Annotated in this window: 20 protein-coding genes; 3 read left to right on the forward strand and 17 right to left on the reverse strand. The window is 74.5% G+C overall.

What is annotated here, in order from left to right; all coding sequences use genetic code 11:
- Positions 1-5: 5 nt before the first annotated feature.
- The 11 genes from B8281_RS14050 to B8281_RS14100 all read right to left on the reverse strand — a co-directional run bounded on the left by B8281_RS14050 (position 6) and on the right by B8281_RS14100 (position 11,940).
- Complete coding sequence (locus B8281_RS14050) at positions 6-407, reverse strand: nitrite reductase (NAD(P)H) small subunit (RefSeq protein WP_085388048.1); 402 nt, start codon at positions 405-407, stop codon at positions 6-8.
- Entirely contained in the window at positions 404-2,959 is a 2,556-nt protein-coding gene (gene nirB, locus B8281_RS14055; protein WP_085388782.1) for a nitrite reductase large subunit NirB, read from the reverse strand. Before nirB ends, B8281_RS14050 begins: the two co-directional genes overlap by 4 nt.
- A gap of 301 nt (positions 2,960-3,260) precedes the next feature.
- Positions 3,261-4,730, reverse strand: coding sequence for a helix-turn-helix domain-containing protein (locus B8281_RS14060; RefSeq protein WP_157446638.1), 1,470 nt, complete (start codon positions 4,728-4,730; stop codon positions 3,261-3,263).
- Between the two features lie 175 nt (positions 4,731-4,905).
- The gene (locus B8281_RS14065) at positions 4,906-5,259 is read right to left on the reverse strand and encodes a metal-sulfur cluster assembly factor (RefSeq protein WP_074805999.1); all 354 of its coding nucleotides are present in this window, start codon (positions 5,257-5,259) and stop codon (positions 4,906-4,908) included.
- Positions 5,256-5,792: a Fe-S cluster assembly sulfur transfer protein SufU gene (gene sufU / locus B8281_RS14070; protein ID WP_085388050.1), complete on the reverse strand. Its 537-nt coding sequence runs from the start codon at positions 5,790-5,792 to the stop codon at positions 5,256-5,258. Before sufU ends, B8281_RS14065 begins: the two co-directional genes overlap by 4 nt.
- An 11-nt stretch (positions 5,793-5,803) precedes the next feature.
- A complete protein-coding gene (locus B8281_RS14075) occupies positions 5,804-7,120 on the reverse strand; it encodes a cysteine desulfurase (RefSeq protein ID WP_085388051.1) in 1,317 nt (438 codons plus the stop codon).
- A 27-nt stretch (positions 7,121-7,147) separates the two neighbouring features.
- A complete protein-coding gene (sufC, locus tag B8281_RS14080) occupies positions 7,148-7,930 on the reverse strand; it encodes a Fe-S cluster assembly ATPase SufC (RefSeq protein ID WP_021480874.1) in 783 nt (260 codons plus the stop codon).
- A gap of 67 nt (positions 7,931-7,997) precedes the next feature.
- Positions 7,998-8,342: a non-heme iron oxygenase ferredoxin subunit gene (locus tag B8281_RS14085; protein WP_021480875.1), complete on the reverse strand. Its 345-nt coding sequence runs from the start codon at positions 8,340-8,342 to the stop codon at positions 7,998-8,000.
- A complete protein-coding gene (gene sufD / locus B8281_RS14090) occupies positions 8,339-9,595 on the reverse strand; it encodes a Fe-S cluster assembly protein SufD (protein WP_085388052.1) in 1,257 nt (418 codons plus the stop codon). Before sufD ends, B8281_RS14085 begins: the two co-directional genes overlap by 4 nt.
- Before the next feature lies 1 nt (position 9,596).
- On the reverse strand, positions 9,597-11,057 hold the full coding sequence (gene sufB, locus B8281_RS14095) for a Fe-S cluster assembly protein SufB (RefSeq protein ID WP_074805987.1): 1,461 nt from the start codon (positions 11,055-11,057) through the stop codon (positions 9,597-9,599).
- Positions 11,058-11,151: 94 nt separating this feature from the next.
- Positions 11,152-11,940, reverse strand: a complete 789-nt coding sequence (locus tag B8281_RS14100) for a metalloregulator ArsR/SmtB family transcription factor (RefSeq protein WP_076404969.1) — start codon at positions 11,938-11,940, stop codon at positions 11,152-11,154.
- Between the two features lie 205 nt (positions 11,941-12,145).
- Here B8281_RS14100 and B8281_RS14105 point away from each other — a divergent pair, with 205 nt between their 5' ends.
- From B8281_RS14105 to B8281_RS14115, 3 genes are all read left to right on the forward strand, one after another.
- Positions 12,146-13,102, forward strand: a complete 957-nt coding sequence (locus B8281_RS14105; RefSeq protein ID WP_085388053.1) for an ABC transporter ATP-binding protein — start codon at positions 12,146-12,148, stop codon at positions 13,100-13,102.
- Positions 13,099-13,902: an ABC transporter permease gene (locus tag B8281_RS14110; RefSeq protein ID WP_085388054.1), complete on the forward strand. Its 804-nt coding sequence runs from the start codon at positions 13,099-13,101 to the stop codon at positions 13,900-13,902. Before B8281_RS14105 ends, B8281_RS14110 begins: the two co-directional genes overlap by 4 nt.
- Positions 13,903-13,970: 68 nt before the next feature.
- Positions 13,971-14,924, forward strand: coding sequence for a heme A synthase (locus B8281_RS14115; protein WP_085388055.1), 954 nt, complete (start codon positions 13,971-13,973; stop codon positions 14,922-14,924).
- A gap of 49 nt (positions 14,925-14,973) precedes the next feature.
- Here B8281_RS14115 and B8281_RS14120 read toward each other — a convergent pair whose 3' ends face one another.
- From B8281_RS14120 to B8281_RS14145, 6 genes are all read right to left on the reverse strand, one after another.
- A complete protein-coding gene (locus tag B8281_RS14120) occupies positions 14,974-15,981 on the reverse strand; it encodes a patatin-like phospholipase family protein (RefSeq protein WP_232322576.1) in 1,008 nt (335 codons plus the stop codon).
- 306 nt (positions 15,982-16,287) lie between these two features.
- Complete coding sequence (locus tag B8281_RS14125; protein ID WP_085388056.1) at positions 16,288-16,923, reverse strand: NUDIX hydrolase; 636 nt, start codon at positions 16,921-16,923, stop codon at positions 16,288-16,290.
- Positions 16,924-18,609, reverse strand: coding sequence for a CTP synthase (locus B8281_RS14130; RefSeq protein WP_085388057.1), 1,686 nt, complete (start codon positions 18,607-18,609; stop codon positions 16,924-16,926).
- Between the two features lie 137 nt (positions 18,610-18,746).
- Positions 18,747-20,474 carry a murein biosynthesis integral membrane protein MurJ gene (murJ, locus tag B8281_RS14135; RefSeq protein WP_232322577.1) on the reverse strand — a complete coding sequence of 576 codons (1,728 nt, stop codon included), beginning with the start codon at positions 20,472-20,474 and terminating at the stop codon, positions 18,747-18,749.
- Entirely contained in the window at positions 20,471-21,310 is an 840-nt protein-coding gene (locus B8281_RS14140; protein WP_085388058.1) for a hypothetical protein, read from the reverse strand. Before B8281_RS14140 ends, murJ begins: the two co-directional genes overlap by 4 nt.
- A gap of 1 nt (position 21,311) precedes the next feature.
- On the reverse strand, positions 21,312-22,406 hold the full coding sequence (locus B8281_RS14145; protein WP_085388059.1) for a copper transporter: 1,095 nt from the start codon (positions 22,404-22,406) through the stop codon (positions 21,312-21,314).
- Positions 22,407-22,525: the final 119 nt, after the last annotated feature.

Genomic DNA, 22,525 nt, shown 5'->3' on the forward strand with positions numbered 1-22,525 from the left:
GCCGCTCACGTCGTCGCGCCTCCCGCCGTCCCCGGTGTCGAGGTCGCGGCGTCCGCGACGAGGACGCGCCCGTCGCGCACCTCGGCCGCGAAGACCGCCAGGGGTCTGCGGTCCTTGCCCCCGGCGTCGAGCACGTCGCCGGTGTCGACGTCCCAGACCTGCTTGAGCATCGGGGTGGTCACGGTGTCGACGTCGCGCTCCGTGCCGTCGTCGAGCGTGACGCGGTGCGTGCCGACGAGGCCGCGCGACATGACGTTGGCGCCGGAGTAGGGGTCCCGCTGCTGGACGGCTCGCACGGTGCCGTCGGCGAGCCGGAAGACGGCGATCTGGATCCCGCCCAGGAGGGCCCCGACCCCGCGCTCGGGCTCGAGGTCGTCGAGCGCGCAGATGTCGACGAACGTGCTCATCGGATGTCCTCCAGCTCGGCGCGGGCAGCAACGAGCGCGACGTCGCGCGCCGCGCGGGGGTCCGGGTAGGCGACGGCGTCGGTCTCGTCGGCGGGACGGACCTGCCCGCGCTCGGGGACGAACGCGAGGTCGCCGTCGACGGCCTCCGGCGCGTTGACGAACGGCGTGAACTTGCGCAGCTTGGCCGGGTCCGCGAGCGTCGCGCTCCACTCGTCCTCGTAGTCGCGCACGTGCTCGGCCATCGCGGCCTCGAGCTCGTCGGCGATCCCCAGCGAGTCCTCGACGACGACGCGGCGCAGCTCCTCGAGCCCGCCCGCGCGCTCCGCGACCCAGGGCGCCGTGCGCTGGAGACGGTCGGCCTCCTGGACGTAGAGCATGAGGAACCGGTCGACGTAGCGGACCAGGGTCTCGTCGTCGAGGTCCTCGGCGAGGAGCTGGGCGTGGGCCGGCTGGGCTCCGCCGTTCCCGCCGACGTAGAGGTTCCACCCCTTGTGGGTCGCGATGATGCCGACGTCCTTGCCACGAGCCTCGGCGCACTCGCGCGCGCACCCGGAGACGCCGAACTTGATCTTGTGCGGCGAGCGCAGGCCGCGGTAGCGCAGCTCGAGCCGCACCGCCATGGCCGACGAGTCCTGCACGCCGAACCGGCACCACGTACGCCCGACGCACGTCTTCACGGTGCGCAGCGACTTCCCGTACGCGTGCCCGGACTCGAAACCCACGGCCGTCAGGCGCCGCCAGATCTCCGGGAGCTGGTCGAGGCGCGCGCCGAACATCGCGAGCCGCTGGCCGCCGGTGACACGCACGTAGAGCCCGAAGTCGTCGGCGACCTTCGCGAACTCCAGGAGCTGGTCCGCACGCACCTCGCCCCCGGGCATCCGCGGGATCACCGAGTAGGTGCCGTTCTTCTGCAGGTTCGCCATGACGTGGTCGTTGGTGTCCTGGAGCGCGGCCTGCTCGCCCTCGAGGACGTGCCCGCGGCGCAGCGTCGAGAGGATCGACGCGACGGTCGGGCGGCAGACCGCGCAGCCGCGGCCCGTCCCGTGCGCCGCGACGATCTCGGAGAACGTGCGCAGCCCTTCCTCCCGCACGATCCGGTACAGGGTCGCCCGGGACATCGCGAAGTGCTCGCACAGCGCGTCCGAGACGGTGACCCCTGCCCGGGACAGCTCGCCGTTCAGCAGCTTGGTGAGCGCCGGGACGCACGACCCGCACACCGTGCCCGCCGTCGTGCAGTCCTTGACCTGCCCGATCGTCCGGCAGCCGTGCTCGGTCACCGCGGCCCGGACCGTCCCCGCGTCGACGTTGTTGCACGAGCACACGACGGCCTCGTCGGGCAGCTCGGTCTCGGCCAGGCCCTCGCCGTCGGGCGCGATCACGGCCGCGGGGTCGGCGCCGAGCGGGCGGCCCAGGAGCGGACGCAGCGCCGAGTAGAGCTCGATGTCGCCGACGAACACGCCGCCCAGCAGCGTCGTCGCGTCGTCCGAGAGCACGAGCTTGCGGTACCGGCGGTGGATCGGGTCGACGAACGAGACCTCGAGCGCGCCCGCGCTCACCGCGTTGACGTCGCCGAACGACGCCGCCTCGACGCCCACGCCCTTGAGCTTGGTGCCGTCGTCGGTGCGCCGGTGCACGCGCTCGCCGCCGAGGAAGCGGTCGACGACGACGTCGGCCATGTCGTTCCCGGGCGCGACCAGGCCCGCGCACGCGCCGTCGACCGACGCGCACTCGCCGATCGCCCACACGCCCGGGTCGGAGGTCTGGCACGCCTCGCCGACGACGACGCCGCCGCGTTCGCCGATCGCCAGGCCCGCCTCGCGCGCCACCCTGTCGCGCGGACGGATGCCCACGGAGAAGACGACGACGTCCGTCGCCAGCTCAGAGCCGTCCGTGAGCTCGACCGAGCCCACGGACCCGTCGCCCGCAGGCAGGAACCGGTGCGCGCCCGCACCGGTGCGGACCGTGACGCCGAGGTCCTCGATGAGCAGGCGCAGCATCTCGCCGCCGCCCTGGTCGAGTTGGACGCTCATGAGCCGGTCGGCGAACTCCACGACCGTGGCCTCCGCGCCGAGCCGCTGGAGCGCCGCCGCCGCCTCGAGGCCCAGCACGCCACCGCCGACGACGACGCCGCGCACCGCCCGCCCCAGCGCCCGCTCGCGCAGGCGCACCCACTCGGCGAGCCGCTCGACGTCGTCCAGCGTGCGGTAGGTGAACAGTCCCGGCAGGTCCGTGCCCTCCGCGCGCGGCGTCCACGCCCACGAGCCCGTCGCGAGCACCGCGCGGTCGTAGTGGACCTGACGCCCCGACCGTGTCGTCACGACGCTCGCCGTGCGGTCGAGCGACGCGACCGCGTCCCCGGTGACGAGCGTGACGCGCGGGTCGTCCCACACCGCGCGGTCCAGGGTGAGGGCGTCCACGTCGCGGGCGTCGAACCACTCGGACAGGTGCACGCGGTCGTACGGCTCGTGCGGCTCGTCGCCGATCACAGTGACGGACCAGGGGCCCTCGGGGTCGCGGGAGCGCAGGCCCGCGACGAGGCGGTGGGCCGTCATACCGGCGCCGACGACGACGATCCGGTCGCCGTCCAGAGGGCCGTCGTGGGGCGAGGGCTGAGAGAGGGAGGCCACGGGGAGCACTTTCGAGAGGCGGGGCTGCGTCGAGGCACCGACCCGGGTGCGACCGGTGCCTGCCCCGACCCTAGGCGACGCGGTCCGACCACAGCCGCCCTCGGGGACCAAGGTCCTCGGTTCCCACGGCGAAAGCCACCCGCCCGGCCATGCGTGCGGTGGCGACGGCACGACGCCGCGTCCCCTCCGGGGCGCGGCGTCGTGCCGCCGAGCGCTCGGCGGCGCGTCAGGCGTTCGCGAGCTCGCGGGCCTCGTCGGCCAGCTGGTCCTCGTAGCGACGCACGACGCGGCTCACGGTCGACCGCGACGCCGAGACCCGCTGGGCGATCTCGCGCTGGTTGAGGCCCTCGCGCGCGAGCTCGACGATGCGGCGGTCGCGCTCGGCCATCGGGTCCTCACCGAGCGTCGTCCCGGCGTCGTCCGCCGGCGTCGGCTCCACGTCCTGGGGCCGCGGGAGGTCGAAGACCTCGACGCGGCGCGTGTGCCCCGTCACGGCCGGCGGCTCGGGGGCCGACGGCGTCTCCGCCTCCTCGGGGGCGGGCTGCTCCCACGGGAGCGGCCGCGTGCGACCGAAGATCTCCTTGACTCGTGCCTCGAGGTCCGGCAGGGCCTCGAACGCGGGCTCGGCGGCGGGCGCGTCCTCCGCAGTCTCCGCGTCGGTCGCCTCGGCCGTCGCCTCGGCGGCGGGCAGGTCGCGGGTCACCTCGCGCACCGGGAGGTCGGCCGACGGCGCACCGTCCGTCGGGACCTCGTCGCGCAGCGCGGCGTCGGTCGTCACGGCGTCGGTCGTCACGACGTCGACCGGTTCGGGAGTCGGAAAAGTCTCGACCGCGCCGGTGTCGTCGTGGCGCGCGGGCTCCGGCGCGAGCAGCGCCGGGCCGCTCGCCCCGGCGGCCACGGCGGCCACGCCCATGGGCGCCTCGGCGGGCGCGGGAGCCTCGGACACCGCGGCCCCCGCCTTGCCACGCGCGGTGCCGCGCTTCGCGGAGCTCGCCCCGATGAGGTCGAGCCGGTTGCCGTGCCGCTCGGCGGCCTCCAGGCGGTCGACCCAGACCTGCATGCGACGCTCGAAGTCCTCGACCGTCAGCAGCTTGAGCGCGGCGTCCCGGGCGGCGCGTTGCCGCTCGTGCGCGGCGCGGACCTTGCGCAGGTCCGCGGGCGAGCCAGCGCTGTCGGCGCGCGCGTCGCGCCACTGCTCCAGCGCGGACACGTACCCGTGGACGCGCAGCTCACGACGGCGCTCCTCGAGCGTGTGGCCCGTGACCATGTGCCGCTCCCCCACGAGGGCGAGGTGCCACATGAGCGCGGCGACCAGCGGCGGCACGAACCGGAACACCACCATGTACGGGGTGCTCGCCGTCGGGACGGCGATCTCGTGGAGAGCGGCGAACAGGCCCGACGTCCCCGAGAGCACCCACGTGAGCGCGAGGAGCACGCCGTAGGGCCGCCCCTCGAGCGCCGCGTTGCGTGCCATGAGCGCGACGGCGACGAGGCTGATCTCGAGGAAGCCCGCGAGCCCGTACGCCTCGAGCGGCGACATGTGCGCCACCTCGAGACCGAACAGGACCATGCCGCTGTACGCCAGGGCGGTGGCGATCGTCGCCGCGATGACCACCGCCACCATCGGGAGATGCCGGCCGCGATAGCGCACCTGCCGCGGGGAACCGCCCGCGCCGGTCTGGTCCTGCTGTGTCACGTCGTCCTCCGAAAAGTGGTGTGGGCGCACATATCCCAACACTCAGGACGATCCGCGTCAACGTACCGGAAGGGGCGAACCGCGACCGGGCACGACCGGCACCGCACGACCTGCCGGGAACAGCACGACGCCGCGCCCCCCGGACGGGGACGCGGCGTCGGTCGCAGCGGTGGTCTCAGACGTTGAAGCCGAGCGCGCGGAGCTGCTCCTTGCCGTCGTCGGTGATCTTCTCCGGGCCCCACGGCGGCATCCAGACCCAGTTGACGCGGAAGCCGTCGACGAGGCCTTCGAGCGCCTGCGCGGACTGGTCCTCGATGACGTCGGTCAGCGGGCACGCCGCGGACGTGAGCGTCATGTCGATGACGGCGTGGTTGTTCTGGTCGATCTGGATGCCGTAGACGAGGCCGAGGTCGACGACGTTGATGCCGAGCTCGGGGTCGATGACGTCGCGCATCGCCTCCTCGACGTCCGCGACGTTCGGCGGGCTCGGCGTGGCGCCCGCGGCGGGCGCGCCGGTCTCGGTGGTCATCGGTTCTCCTCCGTCGTTCCCCGCGCGGCGAGCGCCGCGTCGGAAGCCATTGCGGTCGATGCGTCGCCCAGCGGGCTCAGGGCGCCCGAGGTGACGAGCGAGTCGCGCAGCGCGGCCCAGCCGAGCAGGGCGCACTTGATCCGTGCAGGGTAGCGCGAGACGCCCGTGAACACCGTGGCGTCACCGAGCTCGTCCTCCGCGGCCTCGTCGAGGCCCTTGCCCCGCGAGCCCATGAGCTCGCGGAAGACGTCGCCGAGGTGCTCGGCCTCCGCGGCGGGGCGCCCCGTCACGAGGTCGGTGAGCACGGACAGGGACGCCTGCGAGATGCTGCAGCCCTGCCCCTCCCAGCTCACGCGGTCGATGGTGCCGTCGGCGAGCTCGACGCGCAGCGTCACCTCGTCGCCGCACGTGGGATTCACCTGGTGCGACTGGCCGCTCGTTGCGCCGTCCGCCACCTCGACCAGGCCTCGCCCGTGCGGGGTCTTCGCGTGGTCGAGGATGACCTGCTGGTACATCTGCTCGATCGAGCTCATCGGGTCCTCTCTCAGTCCACCGAGAAGAACGCGCGGACCCCGGCCAATGCTTCCCGGAACGCGTCGACGTCCTCGCGCGTGGTGTACACCGACGCGGACGCGCGCGCGGTCGCGGCGATCCCGAAGCGGCGGTGCAGGGGCTGGGCGCAGTGGTGACCGACGCGCACGGCGATGCCTGCGTCGTCGAGCACCTGGCCGACGTCGTGCGCGTGCACGCCGTCCACGACGAACGACACGACGGCGAGCCGGTCGGCCGGCTCGCGCGGGCCGACGATGCGCACGCCGGGGATCTCCCCGATGCGCAGCAGCTCCGCGGCGAGCTCGTGCTCGTGCGCGGCGACGCCGTCCATGCCGAGCTCGTGCAGGTACTTCGCGGCGGCACCGAACCCGACGACCTGCGCGACGGGCTGCGTGCCCGCCTCGAACCGCTGCGGCGGCGCCATGTACGACGACTCGGTCATCGTGACGACCTCGATCATCGACCCGCCGGTCGTCACGGGCGGCAGCGCCTCGAGCAGCTCGCGCCGCCCGTACAGCACGCCCACGCCCGTGGGGCCGAGCATCTTGTGCGCCGAGAACGCGGCGAAGTCGACGCCGAGCGCGGGCAGGTCGACCGGCAGGTGCGGCACGGACTGGCACGCGTCGAGCACCGTGAGCGCCCCGACCTCGCGCGCCCGGGCCACGATCGGCTCGACCGGGGTGACCGCGCCCGTCACGTTCGACACGTGCGTGAAGGCCACGACGCGCGTGCGCTCGGTGATGACGGTCGCCGCGTCCTCGACGCGCACGCGACCGTCGTCGTCCACCTCGAACCAGCGCAGGACGGCCCCGGTGCGGGCGGCGAGCTCCTGCCACGGCACGATGTTCGCGTGGTGCTCCGCCTCGGTGACGACGATCTCGTCGCCCGGGGCCAGCGCGAAGCGGCGGGCCGCCTCTCCCCCGCGGCCGAGCGTCGCGTTCGAGATCCCGTACGCGACGAGGTTGATCGCGGCCGTCGCTCCCGACGTCCAGACGATCTCGCCCGGGCGCGCACCGACGAACGCCGCGACGTCGGCCCGGGCGTCCTCGAACGCCTCGGTCGCCTCCTCGGCGAGCTGGTGCGCGCCGCGGTGCACGGCCGCGTTGCGCTCCTCGTAGAAGTCGACCTCGGTGTCGAGGACGACCTGCGGCTTCTGCGCGGTGGCCGCGGAGTCGAGGTAGACGAGCGGACGACCACCGCGCACGGTGCGCTCGAGCAGCGGGAAGTCCGCCCGCACGGCGGCGAGCTCCACGTCGGTCAGGCGCGCCGGACCGGCGTGCTGCCCTGCGGGGTGCGCGGTGGTCGTCATGGTCGTCTCCTCAGGTGGTGCGAGCGCTCAGGCCGAGGCGGCCGAGGCGGACTCGACGGCGCCACCGAGGTAGCGGTCGTAGCCCTCCTCCTCCAGGCGCTCGGCGAGCTCCGGGCCGCCCTCCTCCGCGACCTTGCCGTCGACGAAGACGTGGACGAAGTCCGGCTTGATGTAGCGCAGGATGCGCGTGTAGTGCGTGATGAGCAGGACGCCCGCCTGGGTCGCCTCGTGGACGCGGTTCACGCCCTCGGAGACGATGCGCAGCGCGTCGACGTCGAGGCCCGAGTCGGTCTCGTCGAGGACGGCGAACTTCGGCTGGAGGAGCTCCATCTGGAGGATCTCGTGGCGCTTCTTCTCACCGCCCGAGAAGCCCTCGTTGACCGAGCGCTCGGCGAAGGAGTCGTCCATGCGCAGGCGCTCCATGGCGCCCTTGACGTCCTTGACCCAGTGGCGCAGCGCGGGGGCCTCGCCGTCGATCGCGGTCTTCGCGGTGCGCAGGAAGTTGGACACGGAGACGCCGGGGACCTCGACCGGGTACTGCATGGCGAGGAACAGGCCCGCGCGGGCGCGCTCGTCGACGCTCATGGCGAGGACGTCCTCGCCGTCGAGCGTCACGGTGCCGCCGGTGACCTGGTACTTGGGGTGGCCGGCGATCGAGTAGGCGAGCGTGGACTTGCCCGAGCCGTTCGGGCCCATGATGGCGTGGACCTCGCCGCTGGCGATCGTCAGGTCGACGCCGCGCAGGATCGGCTTCGGCCCTTCCTTGGTCTCGACGCTGACGTGCAGGTCGCGGATCTCGAGAGTGGACATCAGTGGTTCTCCAAGAGGTTCTTGAGCTGGGGGGCGCGCGCGGCGCGCCGGGTCAGAGGAGGTCGGGTCAGGTGGGAGCGACGACACGGTCGACGTCGACGAGCACCTGCTCGCCGTCGACCGTCACCGGGTAGACCGGCACGGGCCGCATCGCGGGCAGCGCGGTCGGCATGCCGGTCCGCAGGTCGAACTGCGAGCCGTGCAGCCAGCACTCGACGAAGCAGCCCTCGACCTCCCCGTCGGACAGGGACACGGCCCCGTGCGAGCAGATGTCGGAGATCGCGTGCCACCCGCCGTCGCCGTCGCGCACGACCGCGACCTCGACGACGCGCCCGTCCTCGGCCGGGAGCTCGACGCGCAACGCCTCCTCCGGGCCGAGGTCGGACGTCGTGCAGGCGGGCTGTGCGGTCACGCCGTCGCCTCGGCGGGCTCGGCGCTCCCGTCGATGATCGACATGGACTTGCTCAGCTCGCGCTCGATCGCCTCGAGCAGGCGCTCCTCGACCGACGCGACGCCGATCTCCTGGATGAGCTCGGCGAAGAAGCCGCGGACGACGAGACGGCGCGCCTCGACCTCCGGGATGCCGCGAGCCTGCAGGTAGAAGAGCTGCTCGTCGTCGAAGCGGCCGGTCGCGGACGCGTGTCCCGCGCCCTCGATCTCACCCGTCTCGATCTCGAGGTTCGGCACGGAGTCCGCGCGCGCGCCGTCCGTGAGGACGAGGTTGCGGTTGAGCTCGTAGGTGTCGGTGCCCTCGGCCTCGGCCCGGATGAGCACGTCCCCCACCCACACGGCGTGCGCGCCCTCGCCCTGCAGCGCGCCCTTGTACGTCACGCGGGACTTGCAGCGCGGGACGGCGTGGTCGACGAACAGGCGGTGCTCCTGGTGCTGGTCCGCGTCGGCGAAGTAGAGGCCCACCATCTCGACCTCGCCGCCCTCGGCGGTGAACTCCGCGTCCGGGGTGACGCGCACGACGTCGCCGCCGAGCGTGACGACCACGTGCTTGAGGCGCGCGTCGCGCCCGATCCGCGCGCGGTGCGACGACGCGTGCACGGCGCCGTCGGCCCAGTCCTGGACGGACACGACGGTGAGGTGCGCGCCCTCCTCGACGACGATCTCGACCGTCTCGTTGAGCGTCGCGGCGCCCACGTGGTCGAGCACGACGACGGCCTCGGAGTGCCGCTCGGCGCGCACGAGGACGTGGCTCGCCGTCGGCGTGGAGCCGTGGCCCTCGATGCGGACCGAGGTGACGTCGGAGGCGACGGCCTCCTTCGGCACCGTGACGACCGTGGCCTGCTCGAAGGCGTTCCACGCCGTCACGGCCGTGCGGTCGCCGGGCTTGCCGGCGGTGCCGAGGCGCTCGTCGTCGCGGCCGACGATCGTGACCTCGACCTCGGGCGCCTCGACGACCGTGACGCGCACGTCGCCGCCGCCGCTCTGCCCGACGATCGTGTCGTCGAACAGCGGCGCGAGGCGCGCCACGGGCGAGAAGCGCCACTCCTCCTCGCGCCCGGAGGGCACGGGGATGTCGGCGAGGTCGAACGACGTGAGCCGCTCGGCGCGCGAGCCCTGGGGCACGACGACGCCGTGGGAGTGCGCCCCGTCGGCCTGCGCGCGCGAGTGGTCGGTGGTCAGACCGGCCTCTTCGGGAACGGTGGTGGTGGTCATATCAGCCGACGGACCCTTCCATCTGCAGCTCGATGAGGCGGTTGAGCTCGAGCGCGTACTCCATGGGCAGCTCGCGCGCGATGGGCTCGACGAACCCGCGCACGATCATGGCCATCGCCTCGGTCTCCTCCATGCCTCGGGACATGAGGTAGAACAGCTGGTCCTCGCTCACCCGCGAGACCGTCGCCTCGTGCCCCATGGACACGTCGTCCTCGCGGACGTCGACGTACGGGTAGGTGTCGGACCGGGAGATCTGGTCGACGAGCAGCGCGTCGCACAGCACGGTCGAGGCCGAGTGCGAGGCGCCCTCGAGCACCTGGACCAGACCGCGGTAGGACGTGCGGCCACCGCCGCGCGCGACCGACTTCGAGACGATCGACGACGACGTGTGGGGCGCCGCGTGGACCATCTTGGCCCCGGCGTCCTGGTGCTGGCCCTCGCCCGCGAACGCGATCGACAGCGTCTCGCCGCGCGCGTGCTCGCCGAGCAGGTAGATCGCCGGGTACTTCATGGTGACCTTGGAGCCGATGTTGCCGTCGACCCACTCCATCGTCGCGCCCTCGGCCGCGGTCGCCCGCTTGGTCACGAGGTTGTAGACGTTGTTCGACCAGTTCTGGATCGTCGTGTAGCGCACGCGGGCGTTCTTCTTCACGACGATCTCGACGACCGCGGAGTGCAGCGAGTCCGACGAGTAGATCGGCGCGGTGCAGCCCTCGACGTAGTGCACGTACGAGCCCTCGTCCGCGATGATCAGCGTCCGCTCGAACTGACCCATGTTCTCCGTGTTGATGCGGAAGTAGGCCTGCAGCGGGATCTCGACGTGCACGCCCGGCGGCACGTAGACGAACGACCCGCCCGACCACACGGCGGAGTTGAGCGCGGCGAACTTGTTGTCGCCCGACGGGATGACGGTGCCGAAGTACTCCTGGAAGATCTCCGGGTGCTCGCGCAGCGCGGTGTCCGTGTCGAGGAAGATGACGCCCTGGCGCTCGAGCTCCTCGTTGATCTGGTGGTAGACCACCTCGGACTCGTACTGCGCGGCGACGCCCGCGACGAGGCGCTGCTTCTCCGCCTCGGGGATGCCGAGCTTGTCGTACGTCTCCTTGATGTCCTCGGGCAGGTCGTCCCACGTGGCGGCCTGCTTCTCCGTGGACCGCACGAAGTACTTGATGTTGTCGAAGTCGATGCCGGTGAGGTCGGAGCCCCAGCTCGGCATGGGCTTCTTGCCGAACAGGCGCAGCGCCTTGAGGCGCTGGTTCAGCATCCACTCGGGCTCGTTCTTGAGCCGGGAGATGTTGCGCACGACGTCCTCGTTGAGGCCACGCTGCGCGATCTGGCCCGCCTCGTCGGAGTCGTGCCAGCCGTACTCGTAGGCGCCGATCGAGGCGATGATCTCGTCGTCGGTCTGCTTCTCACCGGTCGGCAGGGCCGTGCCGGCGGCGTCCTGGGTGGGAGCGCTCATGGTCGTCCTTCCACTGTCCGTCGTTGCGGGCGGGGGCAGTCGGTACAGGTTCTTCGGGGGAGGTCGTGCGGGCGGGGCGGGGCGCCCCTCGGGGTCAGGTCTCGCCCGACGACGGGCGCCCCCGCGCCCGGACGTCGTGGGCCAGGGCGGCTCGCGCCACCCGCGGTGCGGGGGCCGGGACGGAGATCCCGACCGGCACGTTCGTGGTGCACGCGTGCGCGCCCGTGGCGAGGGTCGCGAGGCGCTGCACGTGCGAGCCGAGGAGCTTGGCGAAGACCTGGGCCTCCGCCTCGCACAGCTGCGGGAACTCCTCGGCGACGTGCTGCACCGGGCAGTGCCCCTGGCACAGCTGGACGGCGGAGGTGCCCGGCACGGGGCGCACGCTCGCGGCGTAGCCGTCGTCCGCCAGCGCGGCGGCGAGCTGGGCCGCGCGGCCCTCGACGTCCGGCGCGTCGAGCCGGTCCGCGTAGCGGTCTGCGAGCTCGGACAGCCGGTCCTGGGCGAAGCGCTCGACGGCGCCCGGTCCCGCGACGTCGCGCAGGTAGCGCAGCGCCTGCGCGGCGAGGTCGGCGTAGGTGCCGCTGAGCTCGCCCTGGCCGGCCGACGTCGTCACGTACCGCCGCGCGGGGCGGCCGCGCATCCCGGTGGGGTGCCCGGCGTCGTGCACGGCGACGAGGTCGTCCTCCTCGAGGAGGGCGAGGTGGCGGCGCACCGCGGCGGGCGTGAGGCCCAGCGTCGCGGCGAGGTCGGCCGCGCTGACGGGGCCCGCGCTCGCGACGAGCTCGAGCACGCGCTCGCGCGTGCGCCGGTCGACGTCGGCAGCGGGCGCGCCGGAGGGGGCGACGGTACGCAGCGCGTCCGGTCGGACCGCTCCTGCTCCCATGCTCACCTCCGTGGTCGGTCGGGGGCACGCCTGCGCGCGCAGCGCCCTCGATATAGACAACATGGTTGTTCCCTAATTGTTCCGGCGCAAGCAAGGCGACCCTCAGACGGGGCCCTGACGCGGCGGATGTGGCGTACGCGACACCCCGCGCGACCTGGGCGGGCGCGGGTCGGCGGGCGCGCGCGCTCCGCCTAGAATCGGCCGGGTGCCCGCCCCCGCCGTGCTCGTGCACGACCTCGTCAAGCGCTACGACGGTCGTGCCGTCGTCGACGGCGTGTCCCTCACCGCCGAGCGCGGCGCGATCACCGCGGTGCTCGGCCCCAACGGCGCCGGCAAGACGACGACCGTCGAGTGCTGCGAGGGCCTGCGCTCCCCCGACGCCGGGCGCGTCGAGGTGCTCGGGCTGCACCCGCTGACCGACGCGCGCGAGCTGCGTCCCCGCGTGGGCGTCATGCTCCAGGACGGCGGGCTGCCGACGGGCGTGCGCGCGCTGGAGATGCTGCGGCACGTCGCGTCGATGTACGCCCGGCCGCGCGACGTCGGCGAGCTCACCGAGCGCCTCGGGCTGGAGAGCTTCGCCCGCACCACCGTCCGGCGCCTGTCCGGCGGCCAGCGGCAGCGCCTCGCGCTCGCCGCGGCGATCGTCGGGCGGCCCGAGGTCGTCTTCCTCGACGAGCCGAGCGCGGGCATGGACCCGCAGAGCCGCCACGCGGTGTGGGAGCTCGTGCGCGAGCTGCGCGCCGAGGGCGTGGGGATCGTCCTCACGACGCACCTCATGGACGAGGCGGAGGACCTCGCGGACCAGGTGTGCGTCGTCGACCACGGGAAGGTCATCGCGGCGGGCGCGACGCGCGAGCTTCTCGAGTCCGGGGACGACGGGGAGACCGACCGCACGGTCCGCGTCGAGGCGACGGCCGGCCTGGACCTCGGCGGCCTGCGCGACGCGCTCGCCGCGCCCGACGGCGCCCCCGGCCCCGGGTCGTGGACCGTCGCCGAGCCGCAGCCCGGCTCGTACACCCTCACCGGCCCCGCCGACCCGGCGACGCTCGTCGCGCTGACGACGTGGCTCGCCGCACGCGGCGTCCTCGCGTCGCGCGTCACGGTGGGCCGCCGCACGCTCGAGGACGTGTTCCTCGACCTCACGGGACGGCACCTGCGATGACCGCGAACGAGACGCCGTCGGCCACCCCCGCGGCCCGAGGGCCGGCCGGGACCGAGCTCGCCGCGCCCGCGTGGCGCCGCGTCGCCGCCCAGACGGCGTTCGAGACCCGGATGATCCTGCGCAACGGCGAGCAGCTGCTCGTGACGATCATCCTGCCCGTCATGCTCCTGCTCGGCCTCGTGCTCACGTCCTTCGTCGACCTCGACACGGGCGGTGCGTCGCGCGTCGACTTCGTGACGCCGGGCGTGCTCGCGCTCGCCGTGATGTCGACGGCGTTCACCTCGCAGGCCATCGCGACCGCGTTCGACCGCCGCAACGGCGTGCTGCGCCTCATGTCGACGACCCCCCTCGGCCGGGGCGGCCTGCTCGCGGGCAAGGTGCTGGGCGTGCTCGCGGTCGAGGTCGTGCAGGTCGTCGTCATCACCGCCGTCGCGCTCGCGCTCGGCTGGCAGCCCGACGTCGCGGGGATCCCGGCCGCGCTCCTCGCGGTCCTGCTCGGCACGGCGGCGTTCACGTCGCTCGCGATGCTGCTCGCCGGCACGCTGCGCGCCGAGGGCGTGCTCGCGGTCGCGAACCTCGTGCTCGTGCTCCTCACGGTCGGCGGCGGCGTGCTCGTCCCGGCGGACCAGCTGCCCGGACCGCTCGCGCCCGTCGCCCTGCTGCTGCCGTCGGGCGCGCTCGGCGAGGCGATGCGCGGCGCCCTGCTCGACGGCTCGGTCCCGCCGTTCTCGGTCGTCGTGCTGCTGGGCTGGACCGCCGCGCTCGGTTGGGGCGCGGGCAAGCTCTTCCGCTGGACCTGACCCGCCCCGGGCACATCTCACACCCGCAGGATTCCGGGGCTGCCCGCGCGTCCCGATACCGTGGGACCGTGAGCACCCCGCCCCCCGCGCTCGACCCCGGCACGACCGCCCGCCCCGCCGGCGACGGCGTCGCCCGTCCGGACCGGCTCGCGCCGCTGCGCCGCTGGACCCGGCCGGTGCTCGTCGCGAACCTCGTGGCGCAGATCGGCATCATCGTCACCGGCGGCGCCGTCCGGCTGACCGGCTCGGGCCTCGGGTGCTCCACGTGGCCGCAGTGCGAGCCCGGGCAGTTCGCGGCGCGCTTCCACCCGGAGACGACGTACCACCAGTTCGTCGAGTACGGGAACCGCACGCTCACCGGGGTGCTGAGCGTCATCGCGATCGCGGCCCTCGTGCTCGTGTGGACCGACCGCTCGCGCGTCCTGTCCTACCGGCTCCTGGGCGCCGTGCCGCTCCTCGGCGTCGCCGCGCAGGCGATCATCGGCGGCGTCATCGTGCTGCTGCACCTGCACCCGGGCTGGGTGTCGCTCCACTTCGTGGTCTCGGCGGCGCTCGTGTCCGTCTCGCTGCTGCTGCTGCACCGCTCCGGGGAGGGCGACGGCCCGCCCGTCCCGACGGTCGCGCCGCGCTCGCGCGCGCTCGCGTGGGCGCTGTACGGGCTCACCGCGGTCGTCGTGGTCCTCGGCGTGATCGTCACGGGCGCGGGCCCGCACAGCGGTGACGAGGAGGTCGGGTACCGGTTCGCCGTCGACCCGGCGCTCATGAGCAAGGTCCACGCGTGGGCCGTGTGGGTCTTCGTCGCCGTCCTCGTCGCCTACCTCGTGAGCGTCCGCCGCGGGCCGCAGGAGGTGCGTCGCGCCGGGTGGATCCTGCTCGCCATCACGCTCGCCCAGGGCGCGATCGGCTACGTCCAGTACTTCACGGGCCTGCCCGCGCTGCTCGTGGGCCTGCACATGCTCGGCTCGGCGCTGCTCGTCGCCGGGTCCACGCGCGTCGTCCTCACGACCCGCACGCGCGCCTGACACCGGGGTCCGGCGCGTCGACGGACGACGCGCCGGACCGGGCCCGCGCTCAGCGCCAGAGGCGCGCGACGCGGTCGGCGGTCTCCACGCCCTGGGCGTGGCCCGCGCGGGCGGCGGACGGGCGCAGCGTCAGGTCCATCGCCCGCGGTCCCACGAGCCCCTCGGCGGACCCGTCGGGGACGAGCGTCTCGACCGCGCTGCCCTGCGCGCGCAGCTCCGCGACCTGCACGTCGAGCTGCATGCCCCACTCCCGCGGCGTGCGCGTCCTGCCGCCCAGCGGCGACAGCACGAGCACGCGGCGGCAGCCCGCCGCGAGATCGGCGTTCTCGTTGCGGCGGTACCCGCCGTCGATGAACCGGTCCGGCCCGACGCCGTACGCGAACCCGCCCGCGCAGCTCGCCGCGACCGCGTCCACCAGGCCGACCCCGCTGTGCGCGCCGAGGACGACCGGCGCGCCGGTCCGCGCGTCGACCGCGGTGAGGAGCAGCGCGCGGCGCGGCCACGACGTGCTCGGCAGGCGTGCCGCGACCGTCGCCCGCCAGCGCGCCTGCGCGGACGTGTCCGAGGCCGCCGGGAGGTCGAGCGCCGCGGCGCCGAGCCGGCGCCGCATGTCCGCAGCGTCGCGCGACGCGGCGATGAGCGCGGCCGTGCGGGCCATCTGGTCCGCCGCCTGGCGCGTGCGCTCGCGGCGGTCGTCCCGCCCGGGATCCGGTGCGCGCCGCGGCGGGGCTCCGGCGACGACGGCGGCGTAGAGCTCGGCGGGCGTCGCGCCGGCGAGCTGGGCCGCGGTGGTGGCGCCCGCCGACGTCCCCACGGTGAGGTCCGCCGTCGTGACGTCGACCCCGGCGTCGGCGAGACCGGCGACGACGCCGATCAGCCACGCGTTGCCGGTGGACCCGCCGCCCCCGAGCACGAGGGCGCGCTCGCCCGTCGTCAGGGCCGGGGTCTGGACCGGGACCGGGACCGGGACCGGGACCGGGACCGACGCTGCCGCCGGGCCGGGGACCGCGGCGCCTGCTGAGGAGCCCGGTGCAGACGAAGGTGTGGTGGTGCTCATGGGAGTCGCCTCTCGCGATGGTGCGGCGAGCGCTCCCGGGACGGCTACGGCCGTCGCGCGATCGTGGGCAGCGAGGGAGCGCCCGGTACGGACACAGCGTTCACGGGGCTCACCTCCTCGGCTCGGTGCACGACCGACTCGACGCTAGCACGCCCGCCTCGGCGGACCCGGGGCGGGACGGCAAGGGACCGCGGCTGTGGCCGGCCGCCGGCGTCGGGCCACGCCGGGGACGAGAAGCCCGCGGCATGGCTCACGACGCCGCCCGCGGTCGGACCGTCACGGACCGCGGACCGGCCCCCGTCGCCGTCAGCCCCCGCGGCGCTCGGGCCACGGCGCGTCGGCAGGGCGCAGGGAGGCCCAGCCGCCCGCGCGCGACGTGGCGGCCGCGAGGATCCCGACGACCGCCGACGGGTTGTGCAGCGCGCCCCCGAGGACGGCGGGCACCGCCTCGTCGAGCGGGACCCAGCGCAGCTCGATGTCGAGCTCCTCGGCCTCGCGCGCGAACCGCTCGTCGTCCGGCACGGGCGACAGGTCGCGCGCCAGGAACACGCGCAGCGCCTCGTTGGACCCGCCGGGCGTCGTGAAGTAGTCCACGAGCACGTCCCACCGGGCCGCCCGAAGGTCCGCCTCCTCGGCGAGCTCGCGGGCCGCGGCGACACGCCCGTCCTCGCCCACGACGTCGAGCAGGCCCGCGGGCACCTCCCACAGCTCGCGCCGCACCGGGTGGCGGTACTGGCGCAGCAGCAGGACACGCTCGTCCGCGTCGAGGGCGACGATCGCGACCGCACCGGGGTGGTCGAGGTACTCGCGCGTGACGCGGCCGCCGTCGCCGAGGTCGACGACGTCGGACCGCAGGTCGAACACGCGCCCCTCGTGCACGACCGTCGTCTCGACGACCGGCCGGGGCGCGAGCGCGTCCACGACCGGGTGCTCGCCGGCCACTCAGTCCGCCTGGTTCTCGAGCGCGGCGCGGACGAGGCCGCTGAACAGCGGGTGCGAACGCGTGGGGCGCGACTTGAACTCCGGGTGCGCCTGCGTGCTCACGTAGTACGGGTGGACGTCCGCGGGGAGCTCGACGAACTCGACGAGCGACGAGTCGGGCGACGTCCCGCTGATGACGAGCCCCGCCTCCTCGAGCTGCTTGCGGTAGGTGTTGTTCACCTCGTAGCGGTGGCGGTGGCGCTCCGTGACGCGCTCCGCGCCGTAGGTCTTCGCGACGACCGAGCCCGGGGTGAGCGCAGCCTCGTAGGAGCCGAGGCGCATCGTGCCGCCGAGGTCGCCGTCGCCGCCGACGATCGCGAGCTGCTCCTCCATGGTCGCGATGACGGGGTGGGACGTGCCCGGGTCGAACTCGGTCGAGGACGCGTCGTCGATGCCGAGCACGTTGCGCGCGTACTCGATGACCATCGACTGCAGGCCGAGGCAGATGCCGAGGGTCGGCACCCTGTTCTCGCGCGCCCAGCGCAGCGCGCCGAGCTTGCCCTCGATGCCCCGCACGCCGAACCCGCCGGGCACGAGGACGGCGTCCACGCCGTGCAGCGCGTCGTCCGCGCCCTCGGGCGTCTGGCACTCGTCGGACGCGACCCAGCGGATCGTGACCTTGGCGTCGTTCGCGAAACCGCCGGCGCGCAGCGCCTCCGTGACGGAGAGGTAGGCGTCCGGGAGGTCGATGTACTTGCCGACGAGCGCGACCTCGACGCGGTGGGCGGGCTGGTGCACGCGCTCGAGGAGCTGGCTCCAGCCGTCCCAGTCGACGTCGTGGAACGGCAGGCCTAGGCGGCGCACGACGTAGGCGTCGAGGCCCTCCGCGTGCAGCACGCGCGGGATGTCGTAGATGCTCGGCGCGTCGATCGCGTTGACGACGGCCTCGTTGTCGACGTCGCACATGAGGGCGATCTTGCGCTTCACCGGCTCGGGCACCACGCGGTCCGCGCGCAGCACGATCGCGTCGGGCTGGATGCCGATGGACCGCAGCGCCGCGACGGAGTGCTGCGTGGGCTTCGTCTTGAGCTCGCCCGACGGGCCGATGTACGGCACGAGCGACACGTGGAGGAAGAAGACGTCGTCCCGGCCCAGCTCGTGGCGGACCTGGCGGGCCGCCTCGAGGAAGGGCTGCGACTCGATGTCGCCGACGGTGCCGCCGATCTCGGTGATGATGACGTCGACGTCCTCACCGGCCTGGGCGCGCATGCGCGTCTTGATCTCGTCGGTGATGTGCGGGATGACCTGGACCGTGTCGCCCAGGTACTCGCCGCGCCGCTCGCGCGCGATGACCTGGGAGTACACCTGGCCGGTCGTGACGTTCGCCGACGCCTCGAGGTCGACGTCGAGGAAGCGCTCGTAGTGGCCGATGTCGAGGTCCGTCTCGGCGCCGTCCTCGGTGACGAACACCTCGCCGTGCTGGAACGGGTTCATCGTCCCGGGATCGACGTTGAGGTACGGGTCGAGCTTCTGCATGGTGACGCGCAGGCCGCGCGAGCGGAGCAGACGACCGAGGCTGGACGCCGTGAGGCCCTTGCCGAGCGAGGAGGCGACGCCGCCGGTGACGAAGACGTGCGCGGTGCGGTGCTCGGTACGAGCGCCCGAGGCGTTGAGGCGGGAGGAGGGCCGGTTCAGGTGATCTGCCACGGAACTCCATCCTAACAGCGTGCCCGACGACGGCACGCGGACCCGAGGGTCGGTCCGCTCACACCGGGCGGCACGGCGAGGTCCCCCTCGCCTCGACGCGCGACCCGGCGCGCGTCCGGGCGCGCGTCACGGGCGCGTCACCTCGGCGACGTGTCGCCGGGTACCTCCGTCGTGGGTTCGTCCCCCGCAGGCGCGTCCGTCGTGGGCCCGACGGCGTCGCCCGCCCCGGGAGCGGCCGGGTCGCCGGTGCTCGGCGTCCCGCGCCGCAGGACGCCCAGGAGGGCCGCGCGGTCGCCGACGAGCGAGACGCCGACCACGACCACGCCCGCGACCAGGGCCGCGAGTGCGCCGACGCCGACGGCGGGCAGCCAGCCCGCGTCGTCGGGCAGCAGGACGCTCGACAGCGCCGAGCCCGCGAGCGCGCCCAGCGCCACGCCGACCGCGACGACGACGAGCGTGCGCGGGACGCCGCGCGTCGCGTCCGGGCCGGCGTGGCGCCGCGTCGCGAGGAGCAGCCCCGCGCCCGCGACCGACATCCCGACCGCGGTCGCGAGGCCGAGCTGCAGGAGCACCCCGGCCTGGTCGCGGGCGCCCGTGAGGGCGGGGAGCACGTAGGCGGCCGCCGCGACGACGAGCCAGCCCGCGGCGGTCACGACGACCGCGATCCGCTGGCGGTCGATCGTGTACAGCGCGCGCGACAGGTGCAGGATCAGCGAGAACCCGACGATGCCCACCGCCATCGCGGCGACCGCTCCACCGAGCCCGTCGACCGAGCCCGTCGCGATGCGGGCGAAGACCGCCTCGACGGCCGCCGACGCGGCGATCAGGGCCGCGACGCCGAGCCCCGCCACGACGAGCAGCGTGCGCGTCGTGGTCGCGAGCAGGCGCCGGTAGGCGTCGTGCCGGGCGTGCGCGACGTGCTCCGCGAGGCGCGGGAACGTGCTCGTCGCGAGCGGGAACGCCAGCACCGCGTACGGGAGCAGGTAGACCTGCTGGGCGTACCAGTACGTCGGGAAGGTCTGCTCCGGCCCGAACCGGTAGGCGGCGCCCATGATCGCGAGCACCGAGAGCTGCTGCGCGACGAGCGCCCCCACGCCCGCGAACGCGAGGTTGCGCGCCCGGACCGCCTCGCCGCCCGGGAAGCGCAGCGTGGGCCGCAGGCGGACGCCCAGCCGGTGCACGGGGAGCACGAGGGGCAGCGCGAGGACGGCGACGCCCGCCGTCGTGCCCCAGGCGAGCCACGCGATGGCCTGGCCCGACAACGCGGCGACGTCCTTCTGGTCGCCCCCCGCCAGACCCGCGAACACGAGGAAGACGACGATGACCGCGAGGCTCGACAGGAGCGGCGAGAACGCCTGCCAGAAGAACCGCTTGTGCGCCTGGAGGATGCTCCCGAGCACGACCGCGAGCCCGTAGAGCGGCACCTGGAGGGCGAACACACGCACGAAGGTCGCCGTGACGTCGACGAGCTCGGGATGCTTCGGCAGCATGAGGAGGGACGCGATCGGCTCCGCGAGGAGCGCGAGCAGCGCCCCGAGCGGGACGAGCACGACGAGCGTCCACCCGAGCAGCGCCGAGGCGATGCGCGAGACCTCGGTGCCCGCGCGCCGGGCGATGGGCCCGGCGAGGAGCGGGACCACCGAACCGGCGAGCGCACCGCCCGCGGCGACCTCGAACAGCACGTTCGGCAGGAGGTTCGCCGCCGTGAACGCCGACCCGACGCCCTCGGTGCCGACGGCGAAGGACTGCACGAGCGACCTTGCGAACCCGACGAGGCGGCTCGCGATCGTCACGAGCGTGATCATCGCGGCGGCGCCCGCCAGGGTGCCCGTGGCGGCGCGCAGCCGCCCCGCCCCCGCGCTCACGCCGGGCGCCGGCCCCACGCGTCCACGCGCCGCAGCGCGTCGTTGCCCTCGATGACCTTCGAGAAGCTCACCTTCTCGCTCGCGAGGGTGAGCCCCACGACGCCCGCCAGAGCGAGCCAGCGCACCGGGCGAGGCGCGGTGAACGCGACCTGGGAGCCCAGCGCGGCACCGAGCGCGTTCGCGCCGCAGTCGCCGAGCATGTCGCGCTCGCCGAGGTCCCCCGGGGCCGCGGCGACGGCGGCACCCAGGACGGCCCCCGTCGTCGGCGCGGCGGCGGTGCCGAGGTACGGGAGCGACGCCGCGCCGGCGGCCTTGAGGGCGCGCCCCGGCCGCAGGTCGAGGAGGTTGAGCAGGTTCGCGGTGCCGGCCATGAGCGCGCCGTTCACGCCCACGTCCACGAGGTGCCCGAAGGCACCGCCCGTGCGTCGCGTGCCGATCGCCGCCGCGACGAGCGAGACGCCGCTGATCCCGAGGATCTTCAGCGCACCCGTCGTGACCCGACCCTGCGCGAGCGCGCCGAGGTGGCCGCGCAGACCCTTGGTGCGGCTCGTCGTGTCCTCCGCGAGGTCGTCGACGAGGCCGAACGTGCCCGCGCTCGCCGTCGCGAGGGCGACCGCCGCGCGCGTGCGGGCGTCGCCTCCCGCCGCGAGCGTGCCGGCGACGAGGCCGGCGGCCACGGCCGGACCCTCGAGCAGGCTGATCGGCTCGCCCCGGTGGTTGGTCCGGGTCCATCGCTCCGCGCCCCCGGGCGCACGCGACCCGGCCGTGCGGCGTGCCGCGGCCGTCACCGTCGCGGCGACGCCGGCGGCCGCGAGCGTGCGCAGCGCGCGCCCCACGTCAGCCCTCCCCCGCGCCGTCGCCGGCCTGCTCGACGTCGGCCCCGTCACCGGCCGGTTCGCCCGTGGTGTCGCCCGCCGCGGCGTCCTGCGCGCCGGCGGGGGACGCCGTCGTGCGCGTCACCGGCGGGAGCTCGACCGCGGGCGGGAGGACGGCCGTCGCGCTCTCCTCGAACCCGAACTGCCCCACCTGGTCCGCGAGCCGCGCGGCGAGCGCGAGCGGGACGTTGATCCGGCCCGGCTCGGCCTCGATGCCGCTGACGGTCGAGACGGTCGAGGAAAGGTCCTCGTTCGCGCGGATCGTCGAGACGACGTCGCCCGAGACCGCCGTCGGGCCGGCGACCAGCGCGGCTCCGGCGACCTCCTGCGCGGCGACGGCCACCTGGACCTCGATGTCGACCGCGTAGGTGTCGGGTGCGGGCGGCTCCTCACCCTCCGCGGCGGGGGTGGCCGGCGAGGGCGCGGAGCCCCCGAGCAGCAGGACCACGTCCGCGGGCAGCGTCTGCTCGGAGACCACGTCGACGAGCGCGAAGCGCTCGAGCAGCGCCTCGAGCTCGAGCGCCTCGGGGCTGCGCTCCTCCGTGCTCGACGGCGCCGCCCCCGTGAGCGACAGCGCGAGCGCGCGCGACAGCCGCTGCTCGGGGGTCGCGTCCTGCGGGACGTCGCCCAGCTTGTCGCCGAGACCCTCGGCCACCGTCTGCCGCGCGCTCTCCTCGTCCTGGCTCGTCCACGAGTCCGTGAGGCGCACGTGCCCGACGACGGACGCACCCGCCGTCTCGAGCTGCGCGGTCACCGCGTCGTCGCGCTCGTCGTCCGCCCCGTCCAGGTCGACGACGGCCACGCGACGGTCCTGGAGGGAGCCCGCGACGAGCTGCGGGCCCGCGGCCTCGATGTACCGTGCGTCGTCGCCGAGCGTCACGTTCGCCTGGTCGAGCTGGTCGCGCAGCTCGTTGCGCTCGGTGCGCAGCTGCTCCACCTGCCCGGTGAGCTGGTCGCCGATCGCGCCCTGGAGCGGGCCCGCGCCGAGGATGATCCCCACGGCGAGCGCCAGGAAGACCGAGATCAACGAGACGATGTGGTACCTGAAGTCGATCACTGTGCGGTGGTGTCCTTCGGTTCGAGCTGCTGCGTGCTGGCAAGGGTCAGGGTCGGCGCTGGCCGCCGGAGGGCACGGGCCGCAGGCACGTGCGCGGGCCGTCGACCACGACGGCCCGG

This window comes from Cellulosimicrobium sp. TH-20 (assembly GCF_002105775.1).
Lineage (GTDB): Bacteria > Actinomycetota > Actinomycetes > Actinomycetales > Cellulomonadaceae > Cellulosimicrobium > Cellulosimicrobium funkei.

Coding starts and splice junctions, on each gene's coding strand:
- B8281_RS14110 (WP_085388054.1), top strand. CDS start 13,099: ATGACCGCGAACGAGACGCCGTCGGCCACCCCCGCGGCCCGAGGGCCG.
- B8281_RS14050 (WP_085388048.1), bottom strand. CDS start 407: ATGAGCACGTTCGTCGACATCTGCGCGCTCGACGACCTCGAGCCCGAG.
- sufB (WP_074805987.1), bottom strand. CDS start 11,057: ATGAGCGCTCCCACCCAGGACGCCGCCGGCACGGCCCTGCCGACCGGT.
- B8281_RS14100 (WP_076404969.1), bottom strand. CDS start 11,940: ATGGGAGCAGGAGCGGTCCGACCGGACGCGCTGCGTACCGTCGCCCCC.
- B8281_RS14075 (WP_085388051.1), bottom strand. CDS start 7,120: ATGACGACCACCGCGCACCCCGCAGGGCAGCACGCCGGTCCGGCGCGC.
- sufD (WP_085388052.1), bottom strand. CDS start 9,595: ATGACCACCACCACCGTTCCCGAAGAGGCCGGTCTGACCACCGACCAC.
- sufU (WP_085388050.1), bottom strand. CDS start 5,792: ATGAGCTCGATCGAGCAGATGTACCAGCAGGTCATCCTCGACCACGCG.
- B8281_RS14065 (WP_074805999.1), bottom strand. CDS start 5,259: ATGACCACCGAGACCGGCGCGCCCGCCGCGGGCGCCACGCCGAGCCCG.
- sufC (WP_021480874.1), bottom strand. CDS start 7,930: ATGTCCACTCTCGAGATCCGCGACCTGCACGTCAGCGTCGAGACCAAG.
- nirB (WP_085388782.1), bottom strand. CDS start 2,959: ATGACGGCCCACCGCCTCGTCGCGGGCCTGCGCTCCCGCGACCCCGAG.
- B8281_RS14120 (WP_232322576.1), bottom strand. CDS start 15,981: ATGAGCACCACCACACCTTCGTCTGCACCGGGCTCCTCAGCAGGCGCC.